Annotated in this window: 16 protein-coding genes; 6 read left to right on the top strand and 10 right to left on the bottom strand. The window is 62.5% G+C overall.

Features of this window, described 5'->3' with window-relative positions:
- Positions 1-206 precede the first annotated feature (206 nt).
- The 4 genes from BLT09_RS06565 (at position 207) to BLT09_RS06580 (ending at position 5297) form a co-directional block, all read left to right on the top strand.
- Entirely contained in the window at positions 207-1871 is a 1665-nt protein-coding gene (locus BLT09_RS06565) for an ABC transporter substrate-binding protein (protein ID WP_091591473.1), read from the top strand.
- Between the two features lie 150 nt (positions 1872-2021).
- The gene (locus BLT09_RS06570; RefSeq protein WP_091591475.1) at positions 2022-3143 is read left to right on the top strand and encodes a carbohydrate ABC transporter permease; all 1122 of its coding nucleotides are present in this window, start codon (positions 2022-2024) and stop codon (positions 3141-3143) included.
- Positions 3144-3154: 11 nt separating this feature from the next.
- Positions 3155-4072: a carbohydrate ABC transporter permease gene (locus BLT09_RS06575; RefSeq protein WP_027155318.1), complete on the top strand. Its 918-nt coding sequence runs from the start codon at positions 3155-3157 to the stop codon at positions 4070-4072.
- A 202-nt stretch (positions 4073-4274) separates the two neighbouring features.
- Complete coding sequence (locus BLT09_RS06580) at positions 4275-5297, top strand: aldo/keto reductase (RefSeq protein WP_091591476.1); 1023 nt, start codon at positions 4275-4277, stop codon at positions 5295-5297.
- A gap of 76 nt (positions 5298-5373) precedes the next feature.
- Here the strand turns inward: BLT09_RS06580 and BLT09_RS06585 are convergent, their stop codons facing one another.
- The 4 genes from BLT09_RS06585 to clpP all read right to left on the bottom strand — a co-directional run bounded on the left by BLT09_RS06585 (position 5374) and on the right by clpP (position 10735).
- Complete coding sequence (locus BLT09_RS06585; protein WP_023798342.1) at positions 5374-5646, bottom strand: HU family DNA-binding protein; 273 nt, start codon at positions 5644-5646, stop codon at positions 5374-5376.
- A 194-nt stretch (positions 5647-5840) separates the two neighbouring features.
- Positions 5841-8252 (bottom strand): endopeptidase La, encoded by a 2412-nt coding sequence (gene lon / locus BLT09_RS06590; protein WP_091591478.1) that lies wholly within the window; start codon positions 8250-8252, stop codon positions 5841-5843.
- A gap of 284 nt (positions 8253-8536) precedes the next feature.
- The gene (clpX, locus tag BLT09_RS06595; RefSeq protein ID WP_027155315.1) at positions 8537-9811 is read right to left on the bottom strand and encodes an ATP-dependent Clp protease ATP-binding subunit ClpX; all 1275 of its coding nucleotides are present in this window, start codon (positions 9809-9811) and stop codon (positions 8537-8539) included.
- 294 nt (positions 9812-10105) lie between these two features.
- A complete protein-coding gene (gene clpP, locus BLT09_RS06600) occupies positions 10106-10735 on the bottom strand; it encodes an ATP-dependent Clp endopeptidase proteolytic subunit ClpP (protein WP_091591479.1) in 630 nt (209 codons plus the stop codon).
- A 334-nt stretch (positions 10736-11069) separates the two neighbouring features.
- On the opposite strand from clpP, the gene BLT09_RS06605 reads away from it, so the two are divergent.
- Positions 11070-11657: a hypothetical protein gene (locus tag BLT09_RS06605; protein WP_091591481.1), complete on the top strand. Its 588-nt coding sequence runs from the start codon at positions 11070-11072 to the stop codon at positions 11655-11657.
- Here BLT09_RS06605 and BLT09_RS06610 read toward each other — a convergent pair.
- On the bottom strand, positions 11654-12754 hold the full coding sequence (locus tag BLT09_RS06610) for an NAD(P)/FAD-dependent oxidoreductase (protein ID WP_091591845.1): 1101 nt from the start codon (positions 12752-12754) through the stop codon (positions 11654-11656). The two genes, BLT09_RS06605 and BLT09_RS06610, sit on opposite strands and share 4 nt — an antisense overlap.
- Positions 12755-12858: 104 nt before the next feature.
- On the opposite strand from BLT09_RS06610, the gene BLT09_RS06615 reads away from it, so the two are divergent.
- A complete protein-coding gene (locus tag BLT09_RS06615) occupies positions 12859-14115 on the top strand; it encodes a cytochrome P450 (RefSeq protein ID WP_091591483.1) in 1257 nt (418 codons plus the stop codon).
- Here BLT09_RS06615 and BLT09_RS06620 read toward each other — a convergent pair whose 3' ends face one another.
- The 5 genes from BLT09_RS06620 to BLT09_RS06640 all read right to left on the bottom strand — a co-directional run bounded on the left by BLT09_RS06620 (position 14116) and on the right by BLT09_RS06640 (position 17846).
- Positions 14116-14466: a cupin domain-containing protein gene (locus BLT09_RS06620; RefSeq protein WP_091591484.1), complete on the bottom strand. Its 351-nt coding sequence runs from the start codon at positions 14464-14466 to the stop codon at positions 14116-14118. It abuts the gene before it with no gap.
- Positions 14467-14487: 21 nt separating this feature from the next.
- Positions 14488-15768, bottom strand: a complete 1281-nt coding sequence (locus BLT09_RS06625; RefSeq protein ID WP_091591487.1) for an O-acetylhomoserine aminocarboxypropyltransferase — start codon at positions 15766-15768, stop codon at positions 14488-14490.
- 202 nt (positions 15769-15970) lie between these two features.
- Complete coding sequence (locus BLT09_RS06630; protein WP_091591489.1) at positions 15971-16492, bottom strand: CoA-binding protein; 522 nt, start codon at positions 16490-16492, stop codon at positions 15971-15973.
- A gap of 107 nt (positions 16493-16599) precedes the next feature.
- Entirely contained in the window at positions 16600-17022 is a 423-nt protein-coding gene (locus tag BLT09_RS06635; RefSeq protein ID WP_091591491.1) for a VOC family protein, read from the bottom strand.
- A gap of 2 nt (positions 17023-17024) precedes the next feature.
- On the bottom strand, positions 17025-17846 hold the full coding sequence (locus BLT09_RS06640; protein ID WP_091591493.1) for an enoyl-CoA hydratase: 822 nt from the start codon (positions 17844-17846) through the stop codon (positions 17025-17027).
- Positions 17847-17908: the final 62 nt, after the last annotated feature.

Genomic DNA, 17908 nt, shown 5'->3' on the forward strand with positions numbered 1-17908 from the left:
TTTGACACGGCACCTGGTTGTGAGAATAGTGAAAGGGCTCGGGTTTTGACCCTGTTCCGGGCGCGCCGGCACGCTGGTCCGGACCACGGAAATCGAAGCGTTGCGGAGGACTTGGGCCGCTATTTCTGGGAGCCGCTGTTGTTGGGGAACATTTCCAGCGCTCCAAACACCCGAACAATCACCATAGAGATTCTGGGAGGAACGAAATGAAAGTCAGCCTTTACAACCAATTCATGTGCGCGGGTGCCACGCGCCGCGATGTCCTCAAGGGCGCGGCCAGCATCGCCGCCGTCGCAGCGGCATCCGGCGCCGGGCTTGGCGCGCTGACGCGCCCGGCTTCCGCGGCAAGCGAATTGCGCGCGCAGATCCTGCAGATCCCCGGTGTCGGCAAGGGCCAGCCGACCGATGCCGACTTCCAGCAGGTCGGCGAGCTTTGCCTGGAGGCGACCAAGGCCAGCGTCAAGGAAGGCGAATTCGCCGGCGTCCAGCTCACCTTCATGGGGCTCAACAACCAGAACCTGCACAATGTGCTGTTTCGCGGCTTCCTGAAGCCGTGGGAGACCTATACCGGCGCCAAGATCAACTGGATCGACCTGGCGCAGGCGGACTACAACGCCCGCCTGCAGCAGTCGATCGCCACCGGCACCGTCGATTTCGACATCATCGAGATGGGCGCGCCGTTCGAAGGCGACGTCTGCGGCAAGGGTCTCACGTCCGAAATGCCGGACTGGGTCAAGGACCAGATCGACATGAAGGACGTCGTGGCCTATCTGCAGCCACCGGTCGGCACCTGGGACGGCAAGCAGTACCGCGTGACCGTCGATGGCGACGCGCACAACTTCAACTACCGCACCGACGTGTTTGCCGATGCCGACCTCGCCAAGGCGTGGAAGGACGGCGGCGGTGGCGGTGAATGGGGCGTGCCGAAGACCTGGCAGCAGGTGCAGGCGGTGACAAAATTCCTCAAGGGCAAGCAGTTCCAGGGCCAGGACGTTTTTGGCTATCTCGACGCGCCCAAGGCGTGGGGCGGCTTCGGCTTCTATTTCCTCGGCAGCCGCGCCAGCGCCTATGCCAAGCATCCCGACGACAAGGCCTGGCTGTTCGATGCCGATACGATGAAGCCGCGCATCAACAATCCGGCCTGGGTGCGGGCGATCCAGGACGTGATCGACGCGCTGCCGTCCGAGCCTGCCGACCAGATCAACGCCGACCCGAACACCACCGCCTTCCAGCAGTTCCTGGCCGGCACCGGTTCGATGGTCACCTGGTGGGGCGACGTCGGCTCCAACGTCAAGACCAACGACAGTTCTGTTGTCGGCGACGTCACCGGCTTCTCGATCCTGCCCGGCTCGGATGACGTCTACAATTCCAAGACCGGCCAGTGGGACAAGCTCGCCAGCGGCCCGAATTATTCGCCGAACTGCGCCTATCTCGGCTGGGGCGTCTACGTCATGGCAAGGGTCGACAGCGACGAAAAGAAGAAGAAGGCGGCCTGGTCTGCCGCTGCCCATCTCGGCGGCAAGGACCTGTCGCTCTGGTGCGCAGCATATCCGTCCGGCTTCCAACCCTACCGCAACTCGCATTTCGACATTCCGGAATGGGTGGCGGCCGGTTACGACGAGGCTTTCATCACCTCGTATCTGAAATCGGAGGCCGACAGCTACAACCATCCGAACGCCGCGATCGAGCCGCGTATCCCCGGCATCTTCCAATATTACAGCGCCGCCGAGGACATCCTGGCCAATACATTTGCCGGCAAGATGACGGCGCAGGAAGGCGCCGACGCCATTGCAGCCGCCTGGGAGAAGCTGACCGACCAGATCGGCCGCGAAAACCAGATCAAGCTCTACAAGGCCTCGCTTGGTATGTAGGCTGAGATTCTAGGGACCGTGGTCCGGCGACGCAAAGCCGCCGGACCAGTTTGACCGGCCAGCCGGTCATAACAGCCTTTACCGGCCAGCCGGTCATAACAGTTGACCGGCCAGCCGGTCATAGCAGCTTTCAGTGAACGGACGAGACGCGTGGCTGACGAGACCTTGCCCACCAGTGCGTGGCCGGCAAACGCCGCTCCATCCGATCTGATATCGCCGGGCCGCAAGCGGCTCGGCCGGGCGTTGATGGCCGTTGCGACGTTCGGCCTGCTGGCAGTGATCGCAATCCAGATCCTTTACAAGACAGAGGTCAACACGATCGGCTTCGAGACCTGGCGGCCGGTCGTCTATGCCTATGTGCTGTGGGGTGTTGCGCTCGGCATCGGCCAGGTGCTGACGCGCGGCGAAGACGGCCAGCGCGCGCTGTTCCTGCTGCCGGCGCTGCTGTTCACCATCGCCATGGTGATCTTCCCGACGCTGTTCGGCTTCTACATTGCGCTGACCGACTGGAACCTCAGTTCCTTCTCCGGCCGCAAGTTCAACGGGCTCGACAATTTCTGGCAGATGCTGGCCGATCCCTATTACCGCAACGCGCTGTTCAACATGGTACTCTATGTGCTGGCGGTGCTGGTCGAATACGTCATCGCATTTGGCCTCGCTTTGCTGCTCAACGCACAAATCCGCGCGCGCAAATTCTTCCGTGTCGTCTTCCTGATGCCGTTGATGCTGTCGCCGGTCGCGGTGTCGTGGATGATCGGCAAGTCGCTGATGGAATACCGCTTCGGGCCGGCCGCGGCGCTGGCGCGCCAGCTCGGCTGGGAAAACCCCGCCTTCTTCTCAAACCCGATCACCGCCCGCATCTCGATCATGGTACTGGATGCCTGGACGTTCATCCCGTTCATGATGATCATGCTGCTCGCCGGCCTTCAGGCGATGTCACGCGAGGTGCTTGAGGCGGCCAGGGTCGACGGCGCCAATGCCTGGCAGACCTTCTGGCAGGTCACGTTTCCGCTGATGCTGCCGGTATCGGTGACGGCGATCATCCTGCGCATCATCTTCAAGTTGAAGCTTGCCGACATCATCATCACCGTCACCTCGGGCGGCCCGGGCGGCGCGACCGATTCCGTGTCGAGCTTCATCTACCGCGAGTATCGCGACCGCTCGAATGTCGGCTACGGCACCATGCTGGCGATGGCCTACCTCATCATCATCATCGTGTTCGTGACGTGGCTGTTGAAATTCGCCAATCGCTTCGTGCGCAACGTCAACTGACAGGCGGCCAGATGAGCGTTCAGACCACCGACTATGCCGCTTCCGAAATCCGCTCGCCGGCGAGCTTTTTCGCCAACCGCGTCTTCATCTATGGCGCACTGGTGTTCTGGGCCTTCATCTGCCTGTTCCCGATCTACTGGACGATAACCACCTCGTTCAAGACCGCGGTCGACGTCACCCAGGGCCATCTCATCCCGTTCGTCGACTTCCAGCCGGACTGGAAGGGCTGGCGCTCGCTCGGCCTGTCGCCGGATGCGATCTTCCGGACCTCGACGGTGCGCGACGAGTTCATCAAGCGCTTCATGAATTCGGTCATCACCTCGGTCGGCGCATCGAGCCTCGCCATCGTCATTGGCAGCCTCGCCGCCTACGGCCTCACCCGCTTCCGCTATCACTTCGCCTGGTTCAAGAACGAGGACATCTCCTTCTTCTTCCTGTCGCAGTTGATCCTGCCGCCGGTGGTGCTCGCCCTGCCCTTTCTCGTGCTGTACCGGGAAGTCGGCATGCTCGACACGCGCATCGGGCTGATCCTGCTCTACACGCTGATGGTGCTGCCGATCGTCATCTGGATCATGCGCGACCAGTTCAATTCGATCCCGGTCGAACTGGAGGAAGCAGCCCTCGTCGACGGCCTGTCGATCTGGGGCGCCTTCTTCCGCATCGTCATGCCGATCGCGCTGCCGGGCATGGTCGCAGCCTTCATCCTGGCGATGGTGCTGTGCTGGAACGAGTATTTCTTCGCCGCACTGCTGACCTCGACCGACGCAAAAACCATTCCCGTCATGGTGGCGAGCCAGACCGGCTCGCAGGGTATCAACTGGTGGTCGATGGCGGCACTCGCCACCGCCGCGATAACGCCGCTCGCCGTCATCGGCATCGCGCTGGAGCGCTACCTCATCATGGGCATGACCGCAGGCGCGGTGAAGTAGCGGTTGCTTCTTCCCTTCTCCCCTTGTGGGAGAAGGTGGATCGGCGCGCAGCGCCGAGACGGATGAGGGGTGCTGAAAGAAATGAGGCGTGGCGTTCCCTGGAACACCCCTCATCCGGCCGCTGCGCGGCCACCTTCTCCGACAAGGGGAGAAGGAAGAGCCGCGCTCAATGCACTATACGCAAATAAGGAAACGGCAGCGTATGAAGACACGGCATTTCGACCGCATCGGCAATGGCGGCATCAGTTTCACGGAACTCGGCTTCGGCACGGCGCCGCTCGGCAATCTTTATCGCGCCGTCTCCGATGAGGATGCCAACGCCACTCTGGAGGCCGCATGGCGGGTCGGCTGCCGCTACTACGACACCGCGCCGCTCTACGGGCTTGGCCTGTCGGAAACGCGGCTCAATCCGTTCCTGCGCTCGAAAAAGCGCGACGACTATGTGCTGTCGAGCAAGGTCGGCCGCATCATGCGCGCCTGCCCGCCGGACCAGCGCACCGGCATGGGCAAGTTCTTCGACACGCCGTCGCGCCGCGAGGTCTACGACTACAGCTATGACGGGGTCATGCGCTCCTTCGAAGCCTCGCTGGAACGCCTCGGCGTCGACCGCATCGACATCCTTTTCGTGCATGACGTCGACGTCTTCACGCATGGCAGCAAGCAGGCCGCGGACCAGCGCATCGAGGAGTTCATGCGCTCGGGCTATTACGGGCTGCTGTCCCTGCGTGACCAGGGGGTCATCAAGGCGTTCGGCGGCGGCATCAACGAATGGCAGGTTGCCCAGACGCTTGCCGAGCGCGGCGACTTCGACCTGTTCCTGCTTGCCGGGCGCTATACGCTGCTGGAGCAGGAGGCGCTGCAATCCTTCCTGCCGCTATGCCAGAAGCGCGGCATCGGCATCGTTCTCGGCGGGCCGTATAATTCCGGCATCCTGGCAACCGGTCCGAAGCCCGGCGCCTATTACGATTATACCGAGGCGCCGCAGGACATCCTCGATCGCGTCGCGCGCATCCAGGCCGTCTGCAAACGCCACGGCGTGCGCCTGATCGAGGCGGCACTGCAATTTCCGCTGCTGCACCCTTCGGTCGTGTCGGTGATCCCCGGCGGCCAGCGGCCGAGCGAGGTCGAAAGCAACCGGTCGCTGCTCGACGCTAAGCTGCCATCGGCACTCTGGGCCGATCTCAAGCAGGAAGGGCTGATGCGCGCCGATGCACCGACGGCATAGAGCCCGCCAAAGTGGGCGCGAAAGAAAAGCCGGGCATGCCCGGCTTTTCTGGTCTCTGAAAAGGGTACGAAGGCGCTTAGTTGACTGCGTCCTTGAGGCCCTTGCCGGCCGAAAACTTCGGCACGGTGCGCGCCGGGATCTGCACTTCGGCGCCGGTCTGCGGATTGCGGCCGGTCGAGGCAGCGCGTTTTGACACGGTGAAATTTCCGAAGCCGACAAGCCGGACATCGCCGCCCTTCTTCAGTTCGCCGGTGATGACGGAGAACACCGCATCGACCGCCGACTGCGCGTCACCCTTCGAAATACTCGCGGCGTCGGCGACAGCGGACACCAGTTCGTTCTTGTTCATAAAAATTCCCTTCCATGAGAAACCGGAACGTACGACTCATCCGGCAGGAAACGGACTTTAGAAAGAAGCGCTTCCGCAACCAAGTCGAAAAGCGTCAAAAGAGTCGAAAAAACCCCGGAATTCCGGGGTTTTTCACATGAAAGAGCCGGGCTCTAGGCCCGGCTCTCCGTTGTGCATTGCAACTTTAGCACGTGCTAATGAGCAAGCGACTTGCTGGCGTCGTCTCCGGCATCCACCGCAGCCGGCGCATTGACCGGCTCGACCCACTCGATCGCCTCCGGCATACGCACAAGCGCATGGCGCAAGACTTCACCGACCCGCCCGACCGGAACGATCTCCATACCGTTCTTCACGTTGTCCGGAATCTCCGCCAGATCCTTGGCGTTGTCTTCCGGGATCAGCACCTTCTTGATGCCGCCGCGCAGTGCTGCAAGCAGCTTCTCCTTGAGCCCGCCGATCGGCAGCACTCTGCCGCGCAGCGTGATCTCGCCGGTCATTGCCACGTCGGCCCTGACTGGGATGCCGGTCAGCACCGAGACGATCGCCGTCGCCATCGCCACGCCCGCCGACGGTCCGTCCTTGGGCGTTGCGCCTTCGGGCACGTGGACGTGGATGTCGCGCTTGTCGAACAGCGGCGGCTCGACGCCGAAATCGAGAGCCCGCGAGCGGACGTAGGAGGCCGCCGCCGAGATCGATTCCTTCATCACGTCGCGCAGATTGCCGGTCACCGTCATGCGGCCCTTGCCGGGCATCATGACGCCTTCGATCGTCAGCAGCTCGCCGCCGACTTCCGTCCAGGCGAGCCCGGTGACGACGCCGACCTGATCGTCGGCCTCGACCTGGCCGAAGCGGAAGCGCGGAACACCAAGGTAATCGGCGAGATTGTCCGCCGTGATGTCGACCGTCTTCTTCTTCGTCTTCAGGATCTCGGTCACCGCCTTACGGCCGAGCTTCATCAGCTCGCGCTCCAGGCTCCTGACGCCCGCTTCACGGGTGTAGGTCTGGATGATGCCGCGGATCGCGTCCTCGCCGACGGAGAACTCCTTCGGCTGCAGCGCGTGATCGCGGATCACCTTCGGCATCAGGTGGCGCTTGGCGATCTCGATCTTCTCGTCCTCGGTGTAGCCGGCGATACGGATGATCTCCATGCGGTCCATCAAGGGCGCAGGGATGTTCAGCGTGTTCGCCGTCGTCACGAACATCACGCTCGACAGGTCGTATTCGACCTCGAGATAATGGTCCATGAACGTCGAGTTCTGCTCGGGATCGAGCACCTCGAGCAACGCCGACGACGGATCGCCGCGGAAATCCTGGCCCATCTTGTCGATCTCGTCGAGCAGGAAGAGCGGGTTGGACTTCTTCGCCTTCTTCATCGACTGGATGACCTTGCCGGGCATCGAGCCGATATAGGTGCGCCGGTGACCGCGGATCTCGGCCTCGTCGCGCACGCCGCCCAGCGCCATGCGGATGAACTCGCGGCCGGTCGCCTTGGCGATCGACTTGCCGAGCGAGGTCTTGCCGACGCCGGGAGGTCCGACGAGGCACAGGATCGGCCCCTTCAGCTTCTTCTGGCGGCTCTGCACGGCGAGATATTCGACGATGCGGTCCTTGACCTTGTCGAGGCCGAAATGGTCGGTGTCGAGCACGTTCTGCGCGAAAGCCAGATCCTGCTTGACCTTGGAGTTCTTGCCCCACGGTATCGACAGGATCCAGTCGAGATAGTTGCGCACGACGGTCGATTCAGCCGACATCGGCGACATCGTCCGCAGCTTCTTCAGTTCGGCTTCCGCCTTTTCGCGGGCCTCCTTGGAGAGCTTGGTCTTCTTGATGCGCGCCTCGATCTCGGCGGCCTCGTCGCGGCCGTCCTCGCCCTCGCCGAGCTCCTTCTGGATCGCCTTCATCTGCTCGTTGAGGTAGTATTCGCGCTGCGTCTTCTCCATCTGGCGCTTGACGCGCGAGCGGATGCGCTTCTCGACCTGCAGGACGGAGATTTCGGCTTCCATGAAGCCCATCGCCTTTTCCAGCCGCTCCTTGACCGAAAGCGTGGCCAGCATCTCCTGCTTCTCGGGGATCTTGATGGCGAGATGCGAGGCGACTGTATCGGCGAGCTTGGAATAGTCGTCGATCTGGCTGGCGGCACCGACCACTTCGGGCGAGATCTTCTTGTTCAGCTTGACGTAGTTCTCGAAGTCGGTGACGACGGAACGGGCCAGCGCCTCGACCTCGACCTCTTCCTCATCCGGTTCGACCAGCGCCGCGGCGCGGGCCTCGTGGAAGTCGGGACGGTCGGTGAACGAAACGATTTTCGCGCGCGAGGCGCCTTCGACCAGCACCTTGACGGTGCCGTCCGGCAGCTTCAGCAACTGCAGCACATTGGCGAGCGTGCCGATGTCGAAGATCGCATCGGACTCGGGATCGTCATCGGCGGCATTCATCTGGGTCGCAAGCAGGATCTGCTTTTCCTGACCCATCACCTCTTCCAGCGCCTTGATCGACTTTTCACGCCCGACAAAGAGCGGAACGATCATGTGAGGGAACACCACGATGTCGCGCAGTGGGAGGACTGCGTAGACGCCGTCGCTGGGAGCCTTGGATATTTTGGCCATTGTCCAACCTTTCATGTCGCGACTGCCAATCGGCCAACCGCGATTCTCATATTAACGACCGGGGATGGTTCCGCCTACCACCGTTTGTGACGGGAGTTTTACAGCACAGAATTCGGCGCCACGGCCTTCCCCCGTTAGTTGGAGGCACGCGGGGCAAAGATCAAGGGTCGACACGAAACCGTTCATCCAATCCGTCATAATCCGTTCATCATAGCCTGCCCATCCGCAAACGGCAAAACGGCGCCTTGCGGCGCCGTTTGAAGAATTCCACTACAGGACTGACGTCAGGCGCTGACGTTGCCCTTCTTTTCCTTCTGCTCGGAATAGATGTAGAGCGGCCTGGCGTTGCCGGACACCACCTCTTCCGAAATCACCACTTCGCGCACGCCTTCCAGCGCCGGCAACTCGAACATCGTGTCGAGCAGGATCGCTTCCATTATCGAGCGCAGGCCGCGCGCGCCGGTCTTGCGCTCGATGGCGCGCTTGGCGATCGCCGACAGCGCATTCTCGTGGAAGGTCAGGTCGACATTCTCCATCTCGAACAGCCGCTGGTATTGCTTGACCAGCGCGTTCTTCGGCTCGGTCAGGATCTGGATCAGCGCCGGCTCGTCGAGGTCCTCCAGCGTTGCCAGGACCGGCAGACGGCCGACGAACTCGGGAATGAGGCCGAACTTCAACAGATCTTCCGGCTCGACCAGACGGAAAACGTCGCCGGTGCGGCGATCCTCGGGCGACGCGACGGTGGCGCCGAAGCCGATCGAGGTCTTGCGGCCGCGATCCGAGATGATCTTGTCCAGCCCGGCGAAGGCGCCACCGCAGATGAACAGGATGTTGGCGGTGTCGACCTGGAGGAATTCCTGCTGCGGATGCTTCCTGCCGCCCTGCGGCGGTACGGAAGCGACCGTGCCTTCCATGATCTTCAACAGCGCCTGCTGGACGCCCTCGCCCGACACGTCACGGGTGATCGAGGGATTGTCCGACTTGCGCGAAATCTTGTCGATCTCGTCGATGTAGACGATGCCGCGCTGGGCGCGCTCGACATTGTAGTCGGCCGACTGCAACAGCTTGAGGATGATGTTCTCGACGTCCTCGCCGACATAGCCGGCCTCGGTCAGCGTCGTCGCATCGGCCATGGTGAACGGCACGTCGATGATGCGGGCCAACGTCTGCGCGAGCAGCGTCTTGCCGCAGCCGGTCGGGCCGATCAGCAAAATGTTGGACTTCGCCAGTTCGACGTCGTTGTTCTTGCCGGCATGCGCGAGGCGCTTGTAGTGGTTGTGGACGGCCACCGACAGCACACGCTTGGCGTAGGGCTGGCCGATGACGTAGTCGTCGAGAACCTTGAGGATCTCCTGCGGGGTCGGCACGCCCTCGCGTGACTTCACCATCGAGGTCTTGTTCTCCTCGCGGATGATGTCCATGCAGAGCTCGACGCATTCGTCGCAGATGAACACCGTCGGGCCGGCGATCAGCTTGCGCACTTCGTGCTGGCTTTTGCCGCAAAACGAGCAATAAAGCGTGTTCTTGGAATCACCGCCGCTGTTGCCGACCTTGCTCATTTTCATGTCCTTTCATAGCCGCCCGCCGATGGTCTGGTTGAAAGGGCGCATAACTCAATCTATCGCGGGAAATCGCCGCCGCCAGTAGTCCGGCTCCCGCAACGCATTCCATACGAAACACATATCAGAAAACGTCGCAATGATTCGCATCAACCCCGCACAAAGCTAAGCCGTCGAAAATCAACATAGGCTTAACGTAGGCAATCGCTCCCGTCGAGGGAACAGCCAATTGTGGCCGAAATGCCGCGAGCGGCATCAAAAGCGTGTTTTCGCACCATCCAGCTGCCACCGGGCTTATGTGGCAAGACCCTCGATCGGCTCACGCGACGAAATGACCTTGTCGATGAGGCCGAAATCCCTGGCCTCGTCGGAGGTCATGAAATGGTCGCGGTCGAGCGTCCTTTCGATCTCGTCGTAGCTTTTGCCGGTGTGCTTGACATAGACCTCGTTGAGGCGGCGCTTCAGCTTGATGATGTCCTGGGCGTGGCGCTCGATGTCGGAAGCCTGGCCCTGAAAACCACCGGAAGGCTGGTGGACCATGATGCGGGCGTTCGGCGTGGCGAAGCGCATGCCCTTTTCGCCGGCGGTGAGAAGCAGCGAGCCCATCGAGGCGGCCTGGCCGATGCACAGCGTCGCCACCGCCGGCTTGATGAACTGCATGGTGTCGTAGATCGCCATGCCCGAGGTGACGACGCCGCCGGGCGAATTGATGTAGAGGTTGATTTCCTTCTTCGGATTCTCGGCTTCGAGGAACAGGAGCTGCGCGCAGACCAGCGTCGCCATGCCGTCTTCGACCGGACCGGTGATGAAAATGATGCGCTCTTTCAGGAGGCGCGAGAAAATGTCGTAGGCCCGCTCGCCGCGATTGGTCTGCTCGACCACCATCGGAACGAGGTTCATGTAGGTTTCGACGGGGTTCTTCATGGACTATCCCTTATTGAAGATGGGATTCCGGCGCCGGGAGATGAGCAAGTCGGGCAGAATCGGTTCTGGATCGTTACCCTGTAAATAGGATGTCGGCTCACCCTAGCGCAAGGCCGCCCCTCCTAGCCATCCGGTTAAGTCGAATCAAGCTTTCTGCACAGAATTCGCCCGAAGCTGCGCCGGCTGCTGTTGAAGCGGTGTGGCTGCGCTGCCGAGTAGCACTTTCTTAACCGCGTCGCTTAACGAAATGCGCCGAAACCGCTTTCCCGGGACACGGCTTCCCCTACAATTCAACGTTGAGCTTGCGTGGAAAGTTCAAACTGGGGGGAGTGCAATGATCGGGAAAACTGCTTCCTCGGCCATCGCCAGCCTCGCCGTCCTCGGCATGGTGTCCGAAACGGCTGCCGGCGGGCGCGCCGTCGAATGCTACGAGCAGGTCAACAGGCCGGCCGTCTACGAGACGGTCTACGAAAACGTGCTCGTCAGCCCGGCCGGTCAGCAGGTGGAATCCGTTCCGGCGATCTACGGGACGCGCGAGCGGGTGGTGCAGATCGCGCCGGCGCGTGTCAGCTACGAGATCGTGCCTGCCATCACCCGCACCATCTACCGCACGGTGAAGGTCGATGGCGGCTACTCCTGGGAATGGCGCGTCATCAACGGCCGCAAGGTGCTGTGCAAGGTCAGGCACAAGGCGCGCTATCAACGGGTGGCCGAGACCGTGGTGGTGCAGCCTGAGCGCCAGCGGCGCGTCCTCAGTCCCGCCGAGTACGAGAGCGTCGCCGAGGAGGTTCTGGTGCAGCCGGAGCAGCGGCGGATCGTCAATTTTCCCGCCACCTACCAGACAGTGGCGCGCCGGGTTCTGGTCCGTGAGGGCTCGTCACGCTGGCGGCAGGTGCGAATTCCGCGGCACTGCCGGTTCTAGGCTTCCGCCCGCAGCCACGCTTTCAAGCCGCCGACATCGCCATTGCCGACGGTCGCTGCGACACGCCTGCCGACCGCCGCGCCGAACTTGTAGCCGTGGCCGGAGCAGGCCGAGACGACAAGGCATTTGCCCTTCTCATGCGCCAGGAACTTTTCGTCGGCGGTGAAAGTGTAGGCACAGGTGACGACCTCGGTGACCTTGTATTCTTCGACACGGGCGATCGGCGGCGAAAACAGGTCGCGGATCGCCTCGCCCTCGCCCGCCACCGGCTGGCGGTTCCAGTCGGCATCGCTGGTCGGCACCCTGTGCAGCCCTGAGCCGAATTTCATGCCGGCGCCGCCGGACGGCGGGATCACGTAGCCGTCGACGGCGCCGCCGACATCGAGGATGACCGGGGCCGAATGCCACGCCGCTTTCAGATCCGCCGGCGGGTCGACATAGGCGAGCGCGGTGCGCCAGGTCTTCAGGTCGCCGCCCAGCTCCGGAAACAGTTTCAGCACCCAGGCGCCAGCGGTGACGACGATGCGGTCGGCCTGCATCGTCTCGCCGCTTTCAAGCACGAGGCGGCCAGCCTCGGCGTCGACCTCCGTCACCTTGCTGTTTTCGTAGACGTTGGCGCCGATTCTCCGCAGCCATTCGGCGAGGCGGGAGGCAATCTTGCGACAATGCAGCGCACCACCTTCCGGCGAAAAATACGCGTAGCGGAACGAGCCGGGCTGCAGGAAGCGCCAGCGCTTGGCCGCGGCGTCCGGCTCGAACAGTTCGATCGGGTAGTTCCCGGCTTCCATGCCCTCGCGATATTCCTCGGCTTCGTCTCCCGGCTCGCGCGAAATGCAGATGAAGCCGCGCGGGTCGAGATGGTTCTCGCCGAGATCGGCCCACATCTCGTCCCAGGCCGCATAGGCTTCGGTGATCAGCCGGCCATAACCCGAGGCTGCGCCATAGGCGCGGCGGATGATGCGGTGATGGTCGCCCGAGGCGGCAAGCGGATTGGGAATCGGTCCCTGCTCGACGATCGAGACCCGGTGCCCGGCCTTGACCAGCGACCAGGCCGTCGACAGCCCCGCAATGCCTGCGCCAACCACGATCACATTCATCAACTCAGTCTTTCCGCAGCCGCGCCGGCCGGCCAACACGAAGGATCACCGGGCGCCAACATACGGTCTGGCGTCAAGCTGGCAAGCCGCGCTAATGATCCACAATGACCGATTTGGTGCCACCGACTTACCTGGCCTTCAATCCGGCCACCCGCCATGTGCGGCTCGATCCGCACGAGGCGGCTTTCTTCCAGAACCCCTACGCGGCTTATGCCTTCATGCATGGCGCATCGAATGTCTTCTTCTGGGAAGAGTTCGGCTTCTGGTGCTTTGGCGGCTTCGACGACGTCAGTCGGCTGCTGCGCGACCGCCGCTTCGGCCGCCACAACCCGGCCGGCATCCCTGACAGAAGCGCCGTCGGCGAGGATCGCAGCCATCTCGGCAGCTTCGACGGCATCGAGGCCAATTCGATGCTGGAGCTGGAACCGCCCGTTCACACCAGGCTCAGAACGCTGGTCACCCGCGCCTTCGTCTCGCGCCAGGTCGAGCGGCTGAAGCCGCGCGTCGAGGCACTGGCCAACGAGCTGATCGACCGTTTCGAACCGGGCCAGGTCGACCTGCTGCCAGCCTTCGCATCGCCTTTGCCGATCACCATCATTGCCGAGATGCTCGGCGTGCCGGTCGAGATGGGACCGCAACTCCTCGACTGGTCGCATCGGATGGTCGCCATGTACATGCACGGCCGCACCCGCCAAACGGAAGAGACGGCCAATCGCGCAGCACATGATTTTTCGGATTTCCTGCGCGGCCATGTTGCCGAGCGGCGCAAAAAACCCGGCGACGATCTGTTGTCGCTGCTGATCTCGGCGCAAGACGATGGCCAAAGACTCTCTGAGGACGAGCTGGTGTCCTCGGCCATCCTGCTGCTCAATGCCGGCCACGAGGCGACCGTCCACCAGACCGGCAATGCGGTGCGCGCGATTCTCGCGCAAGGCGGCGACCCGCGCCGCTTCTTCACCTCGCCGCAAACGACCACCGCCACGGTCGAGGAATGCCTGCGCTTCGACGCGCCGCTGCACATGTTCACGCGTTATGCCTATGAAGAGATCGAGGTCGGTCCCGGTGTCATCGTGCGGCCGGGCGAGACGATCGGCCTGCTGCTCGGCATGGCCAATCACGACCCGGCGGCCTTTGCCGAACCCTTTGCCTTCAGGCCGGATCGCGCCGACCAGAAGAACGTCTCGTTCGGCGCCGGCATTCATTTCTGCATCGGCGCGCCGCTCGCCCGGCTCGAATTGCAGGTATCGCTGAAAACCTTGTTCGACCGGCTGCCGCGGCTGCATCTGGCCGAACAGCAGCGTTTTCGCGACACCTATCATTTCCACGGGCTGGAAAGACTCGTCGTGCACACCGGGCAATGATCAAAGCTTGATCACATACTCCTTGCGTGTCGTTTCAAGCACTTCCCAGCTTCCCTTAAAGCCTGGCCTGAGCACGAAACTGTCGCCGGCCCTGACGGTGCGCGCCTCGCCGCCCTCCTCTGAAATCACCGAAACGCCCGACAGGATGTGGCAAAACTCCCACTCGTCGTATTCGATGCGCCATTTGCCCGGCGTCGCCTCCCAGATGCCGGCATAGAGGCCACCGTCGCGTTCCTCGACATTCCAGGTGCGGAACTTTGGATCGCCTGAAATCAGGCGATCCGGCGCCGGCGCGCCAGGTTCCGGCTCGACGCTTTCAATATCGACGGAGAGAAACTTCGGCGCGGTCATGGAAACTCCTTCCAGCGGGGATCAGACGTTGGCGAGAGCCTGTTCCAGATCGGCGACGATGTCGTTGACATCCTCGATGCCGACCGACAGCCTGACCGTATCCGGCCCAGCGCCGGCCGCGACCTTCTGCTCGTCGGACAGTTGCCGATGCGTGGTCGATGCCGGATGGATAACCAGCGACTTGGTGTCGCCGACATTGGCGAGGTGCGAGAACAGTTCGAGCGCCTCGACGAATTTGATGCCCGCCGCATAGCCGCCCTTCAGGCCGAAGGTGAACACGGCACCGGCGCCAAGCGGCGAGTACTTCTTCTGCAGCGCATTGTTGTTGTCGCTGGGCAGGCCGGGATAGGACACCCAGGCGATTTTTGGGTGGTTGGACAGCCACGCGGCGACGGTGACCGCATTGTCGCAATGGCGCTGCATCCTGAGCGGCAGGGTTTCCAGGCCGGTCAGGATCAAGAACGCATTGAAGGGCGAGATCGCCGGGCCCATGTCGCGCAGGCCGAGCACGCGCGCGGCAATGGCGAAAGCGAAATTGCCAAATGTTTCGTGCAGGACGAGGCCGCCATATTCGGGGCGCGGCTCAGACAGCATCGGATATTTGCCGGATTTCGACCAGTCGAAGGTACCGCCGTCGACAATGGCGCCGCCGATCGAATTGCCGTGGCCGCCGATGAACTTGGTCAGCGAATGCACGACGATGTCGGCGCCATGCTCGATCGGCCGCACCAGATAGGGCGAGGCCAGCGTGTTGTCGACGATCAGCGGCAGGCCATGCTTGCGGGCGATGTCGCCGATCTTTTCGATGTCGACGAAGACACCGCCCGGATTGGCCAGGCTCTCGATGAAGATCGCCTTGGTCCTTTCGTCGATCTGGCTTTCGAAGGTCGAGATGTCGTTGGTGTCGGCCCAGCGCACCTGCCAGCCGAAATTCTTGAAGGCGTGGCCGAACTGGTTGATCGAGCCGCCGTAAAGCCTTGTCGCGGCGACGAAATTGTCGCCGGGCTGCATCAGGTTGTGGAACACGAGCACCTGCGCGGCATGGCCCGACGCGACGGCCAAACCCGCGGTGCCGCCTTCGAGTGCCGCGATACGCTCTTCCAGCACCGCCTGCGTCGGGTTCATGATCCGGGTGTAGATGTTGCCGAAGGCTTTTAGCCCGAACAGCGAAGCGGCGTGGTCGGCATCATCGAAGACAAAGGAGGTCGTCTGATAAATCGGCGTGGCACGCGCGCCGGTCGCCGGATCGGGCTTGGCGCCGGCATGGACGGCGAGCGTGTTGAAACCGGGCGTGCGGGTCATGGATTACCTCCCCTGAATGCTGAATGCTGAGTGGTGAATGGTGAATGGTGAATGGTGAATGGTGAATGGTGAATGGTGAAGGCAAGGTCGGCCAGCCCCATCCTGATTGCAAGCGGCTCATATGCCGCTGTGGCCGCCTTCCCGAAAAATCTTTCTATTCACTATTCACTATTCACTATTCACCGTTCACACCATTCACCACCTACTTCCGGCGGACGCCAAAACTCTGGAATCCCGGCCGCATCAGCGGCTTCCTCGACGACAGCACGCCTGAGTTGACGCCGGTCCAGCCGATTTCGCCCGACAGCTTGCCATATTCGATCTTGGGGCAGCGGTTCATCACCACCTTGATGCCGGCGGCCTCGGCGCGTGCGGCTGCCTCGTCATGGCGCACGCCAAGCTGCATCCAGATGACGTTCGGCAACGGATCGAGCCGCAAGACCTCGTCGACAACGCCCGGCACCGCCGCCGAGCCGCGAAACACGTCCACCATGTCGATCGGCTCGGGAACATCGGCGAGCCTGGCATAGGTCATCCGGCCAAGGATTTCCTTGCCGGCCTGGCCGGGATTGATCGGGAACACCGAAAAGCCCTTGCCCAGCAGGTATTTCAGCACGAAATAGCTCGGCCGCACATCGTTGGCGGACGCGCCGACCATGGCGATGGTCTTCACCGAATTGAGGATCCCGGCGATATAGGCATTGTCGTAGGCGTCATGGTTCATGCCTCTTCCTCATACAGAGCCTCGGCGAGAAAACCATCCGGATCGTTGCAGAAAACTGCGCATCATGCGGAAATGATCGGTATCGTCGAAAGCGGTGGGAAACGCGCTCAACCCGGCAGCGAGATGCTGCCGTCTTCCGCGATCGGAAAAGCCGGATTGTGCGCCACTTCCCAGACATGCCCTTCGGTGTCGGCGAAATAGCCATACCAGCCGCCCCAGAAGGCGCGGCCGGCCGGCTTGACGATGCGGCCGCCGGCGTTCTCGGCCATCGTCAGCACGTCATCGACCTCCGCGTCGGAGCGGGTGTTGTAGGCGAGGTAGATCGCCGACGGCGCCGTGCCGAAGGTGATGCCCGAATCCTCTTCGGCGCTTGCGCGCGGGAACAGGCCGAGAATGACGCCGCCCATCTGGAAGAAGGCGACGCCGTCGGTGATGCCGGCATGGCGGGTCAGGCCCATCGCCTCGTAGAAGCGTGTGGCGCGCTCGAAATCGTCGACGGCGATGGTGATGATGGAGATGCGGGCTTCCATATCTAGTCGTCCGTCCATTCGGGCTTGCGCTTGCCGATGAAGGCGCCGATGCCTTCTTCTGCGTCGCGCGCCAGCATGTTGTCGACCATGACGCGGCCGGTATAGGCATAGGCGTCGGCCAGCCCCATTTCGGCCTGCGCGTAAAAGGCTTCCTTGCCGGTCTTGACCACCAAGGCCGATTTTGCAGCAATGGTTTGCGCGTATTTGGTGACAATCTGATTGAGATATTCGCGCGGCACGACGCGGTTGATGAGGCCGAATTCCTTTGCCGTCGCCGCATCGATGGTCTCACCGGTCAAAAGCATCTCCATCGCGTGCTTGCGCGAAACGTTGCGCGACAGCGCCACCATCGGCGTCGAGCAGAACAGCCCGATATTGACGCCCGGCGTGCAGAAGGTCGCCTCGTGTGAGGCGATGGCGAGATCGCAGCTCGCCACCAGTTGCGCCCCGGCCGCCGTTGCCAGACCGTCGACCTCGGCGATGACCGGCCTCGGATGGCGCACGATCGCCTGCATCAGTGCCGCGCAGGCGGAAAACGTCTCCTCGAAGAATGCCTTGCCGCGATCGGCATCGGTGCGGCGCGCGGTCATTTCCTTGAGATCGTGTCCGGCGCAGAACATTTTTCCGGCGGCCGCCAGGATGATGACGCGGACGGATCTGTCTGATTTCGCGCGGTCGAGTTCCGCCGTCAGCGCCGCCATCACCGCCAGCGACAGCGCATTGGCCGGCGGATTGGCGAGCGTCAGGCGCAGGATGCCCTCGTCCAGACTCGCGATAACAGGACCTTCGGCAACAGCCGGCTTGATGGCGACGATTTCGGCCATTTTTCAAAACCTCTTCCCATGTCTCCACCCTCATCATTGGCCAGCGGCATCGGATTCGCGGG

Origin of the sequence: Mesorhizobium muleiense, assembly GCF_900099905.1 — a bacterium.
GTDB lineage: Bacteria > Pseudomonadota > Alphaproteobacteria > Rhizobiales > Rhizobiaceae > Mesorhizobium > Mesorhizobium muleiense.

Excerpts from the sequence above, each read along its gene's own strand:
- BLT09_RS06565 (WP_091591473.1), top strand. The coding sequence starts at position 207 with ATGAAAGTCAGCCTTTACAACCAATTCATGTGCGCGGGTGCCACGCGC.
- BLT09_RS06575 (WP_027155318.1), top strand. The coding sequence starts at position 3,155 with ATGAGCGTTCAGACCACCGACTATGCCGCTTCCGAAATCCGCTCGCCG.
- BLT09_RS06580 (WP_091591476.1), top strand. The coding sequence starts at position 4,275 with ATGAAGACACGGCATTTCGACCGCATCGGCAATGGCGGCATCAGTTTC.
- BLT09_RS06585 (WP_023798342.1), bottom strand. The coding sequence starts at position 5,646 with ATGAACAAGAACGAACTGGTGTCCGCTGTCGCCGACGCCGCGAGTATT.
- lon (WP_091591478.1), bottom strand. The coding sequence starts at position 8,252 with ATGGCCAAAATATCCAAGGCTCCCAGCGACGGCGTCTACGCAGTCCTC.
- clpX (WP_027155315.1), bottom strand. The coding sequence starts at position 9,811 with ATGAGCAAGGTCGGCAACAGCGGCGGTGATTCCAAGAACACGCTTTAT.
- clpP (WP_091591479.1), bottom strand. The coding sequence starts at position 10,735 with ATGAAGAACCCCGTCGAAACCTACATGAACCTCGTTCCGATGGTGGTC.
- BLT09_RS06605 (WP_091591481.1), top strand. The coding sequence starts at position 11,070 with ATGATCGGGAAAACTGCTTCCTCGGCCATCGCCAGCCTCGCCGTCCTC.
- BLT09_RS06610 (WP_091591845.1), bottom strand. The coding sequence starts at position 12,754 with ATGAATGTGATCGTGGTTGGCGCAGGCATTGCGGGGCTGTCGACGGCC.
- BLT09_RS06615 (WP_091591483.1), top strand. The coding sequence starts at position 12,859 with ATGACCGATTTGGTGCCACCGACTTACCTGGCCTTCAATCCGGCCACC.
- BLT09_RS06620 (WP_091591484.1), bottom strand. The coding sequence starts at position 14,466 with ATGACCGCGCCGAAGTTTCTCTCCGTCGATATTGAAAGCGTCGAGCCG.
- BLT09_RS06625 (WP_091591487.1), bottom strand. The coding sequence starts at position 15,768 with ATGACCCGCACGCCCGGTTTCAACACGCTCGCCGTCCATGCCGGCGCC.
- BLT09_RS06630 (WP_091591489.1), bottom strand. The coding sequence starts at position 16,492 with ATGAACCATGACGCCTACGACAATGCCTATATCGCCGGGATCCTCAAT.
- BLT09_RS06635 (WP_091591491.1), bottom strand. The coding sequence starts at position 17,022 with ATGGAAGCCCGCATCTCCATCATCACCATCGCCGTCGACGATTTCGAG.
- BLT09_RS06640 (WP_091591493.1), bottom strand. The coding sequence starts at position 17,846 with ATGGCCGAAATCGTCGCCATCAAGCCGGCTGTTGCCGAAGGTCCTGTT.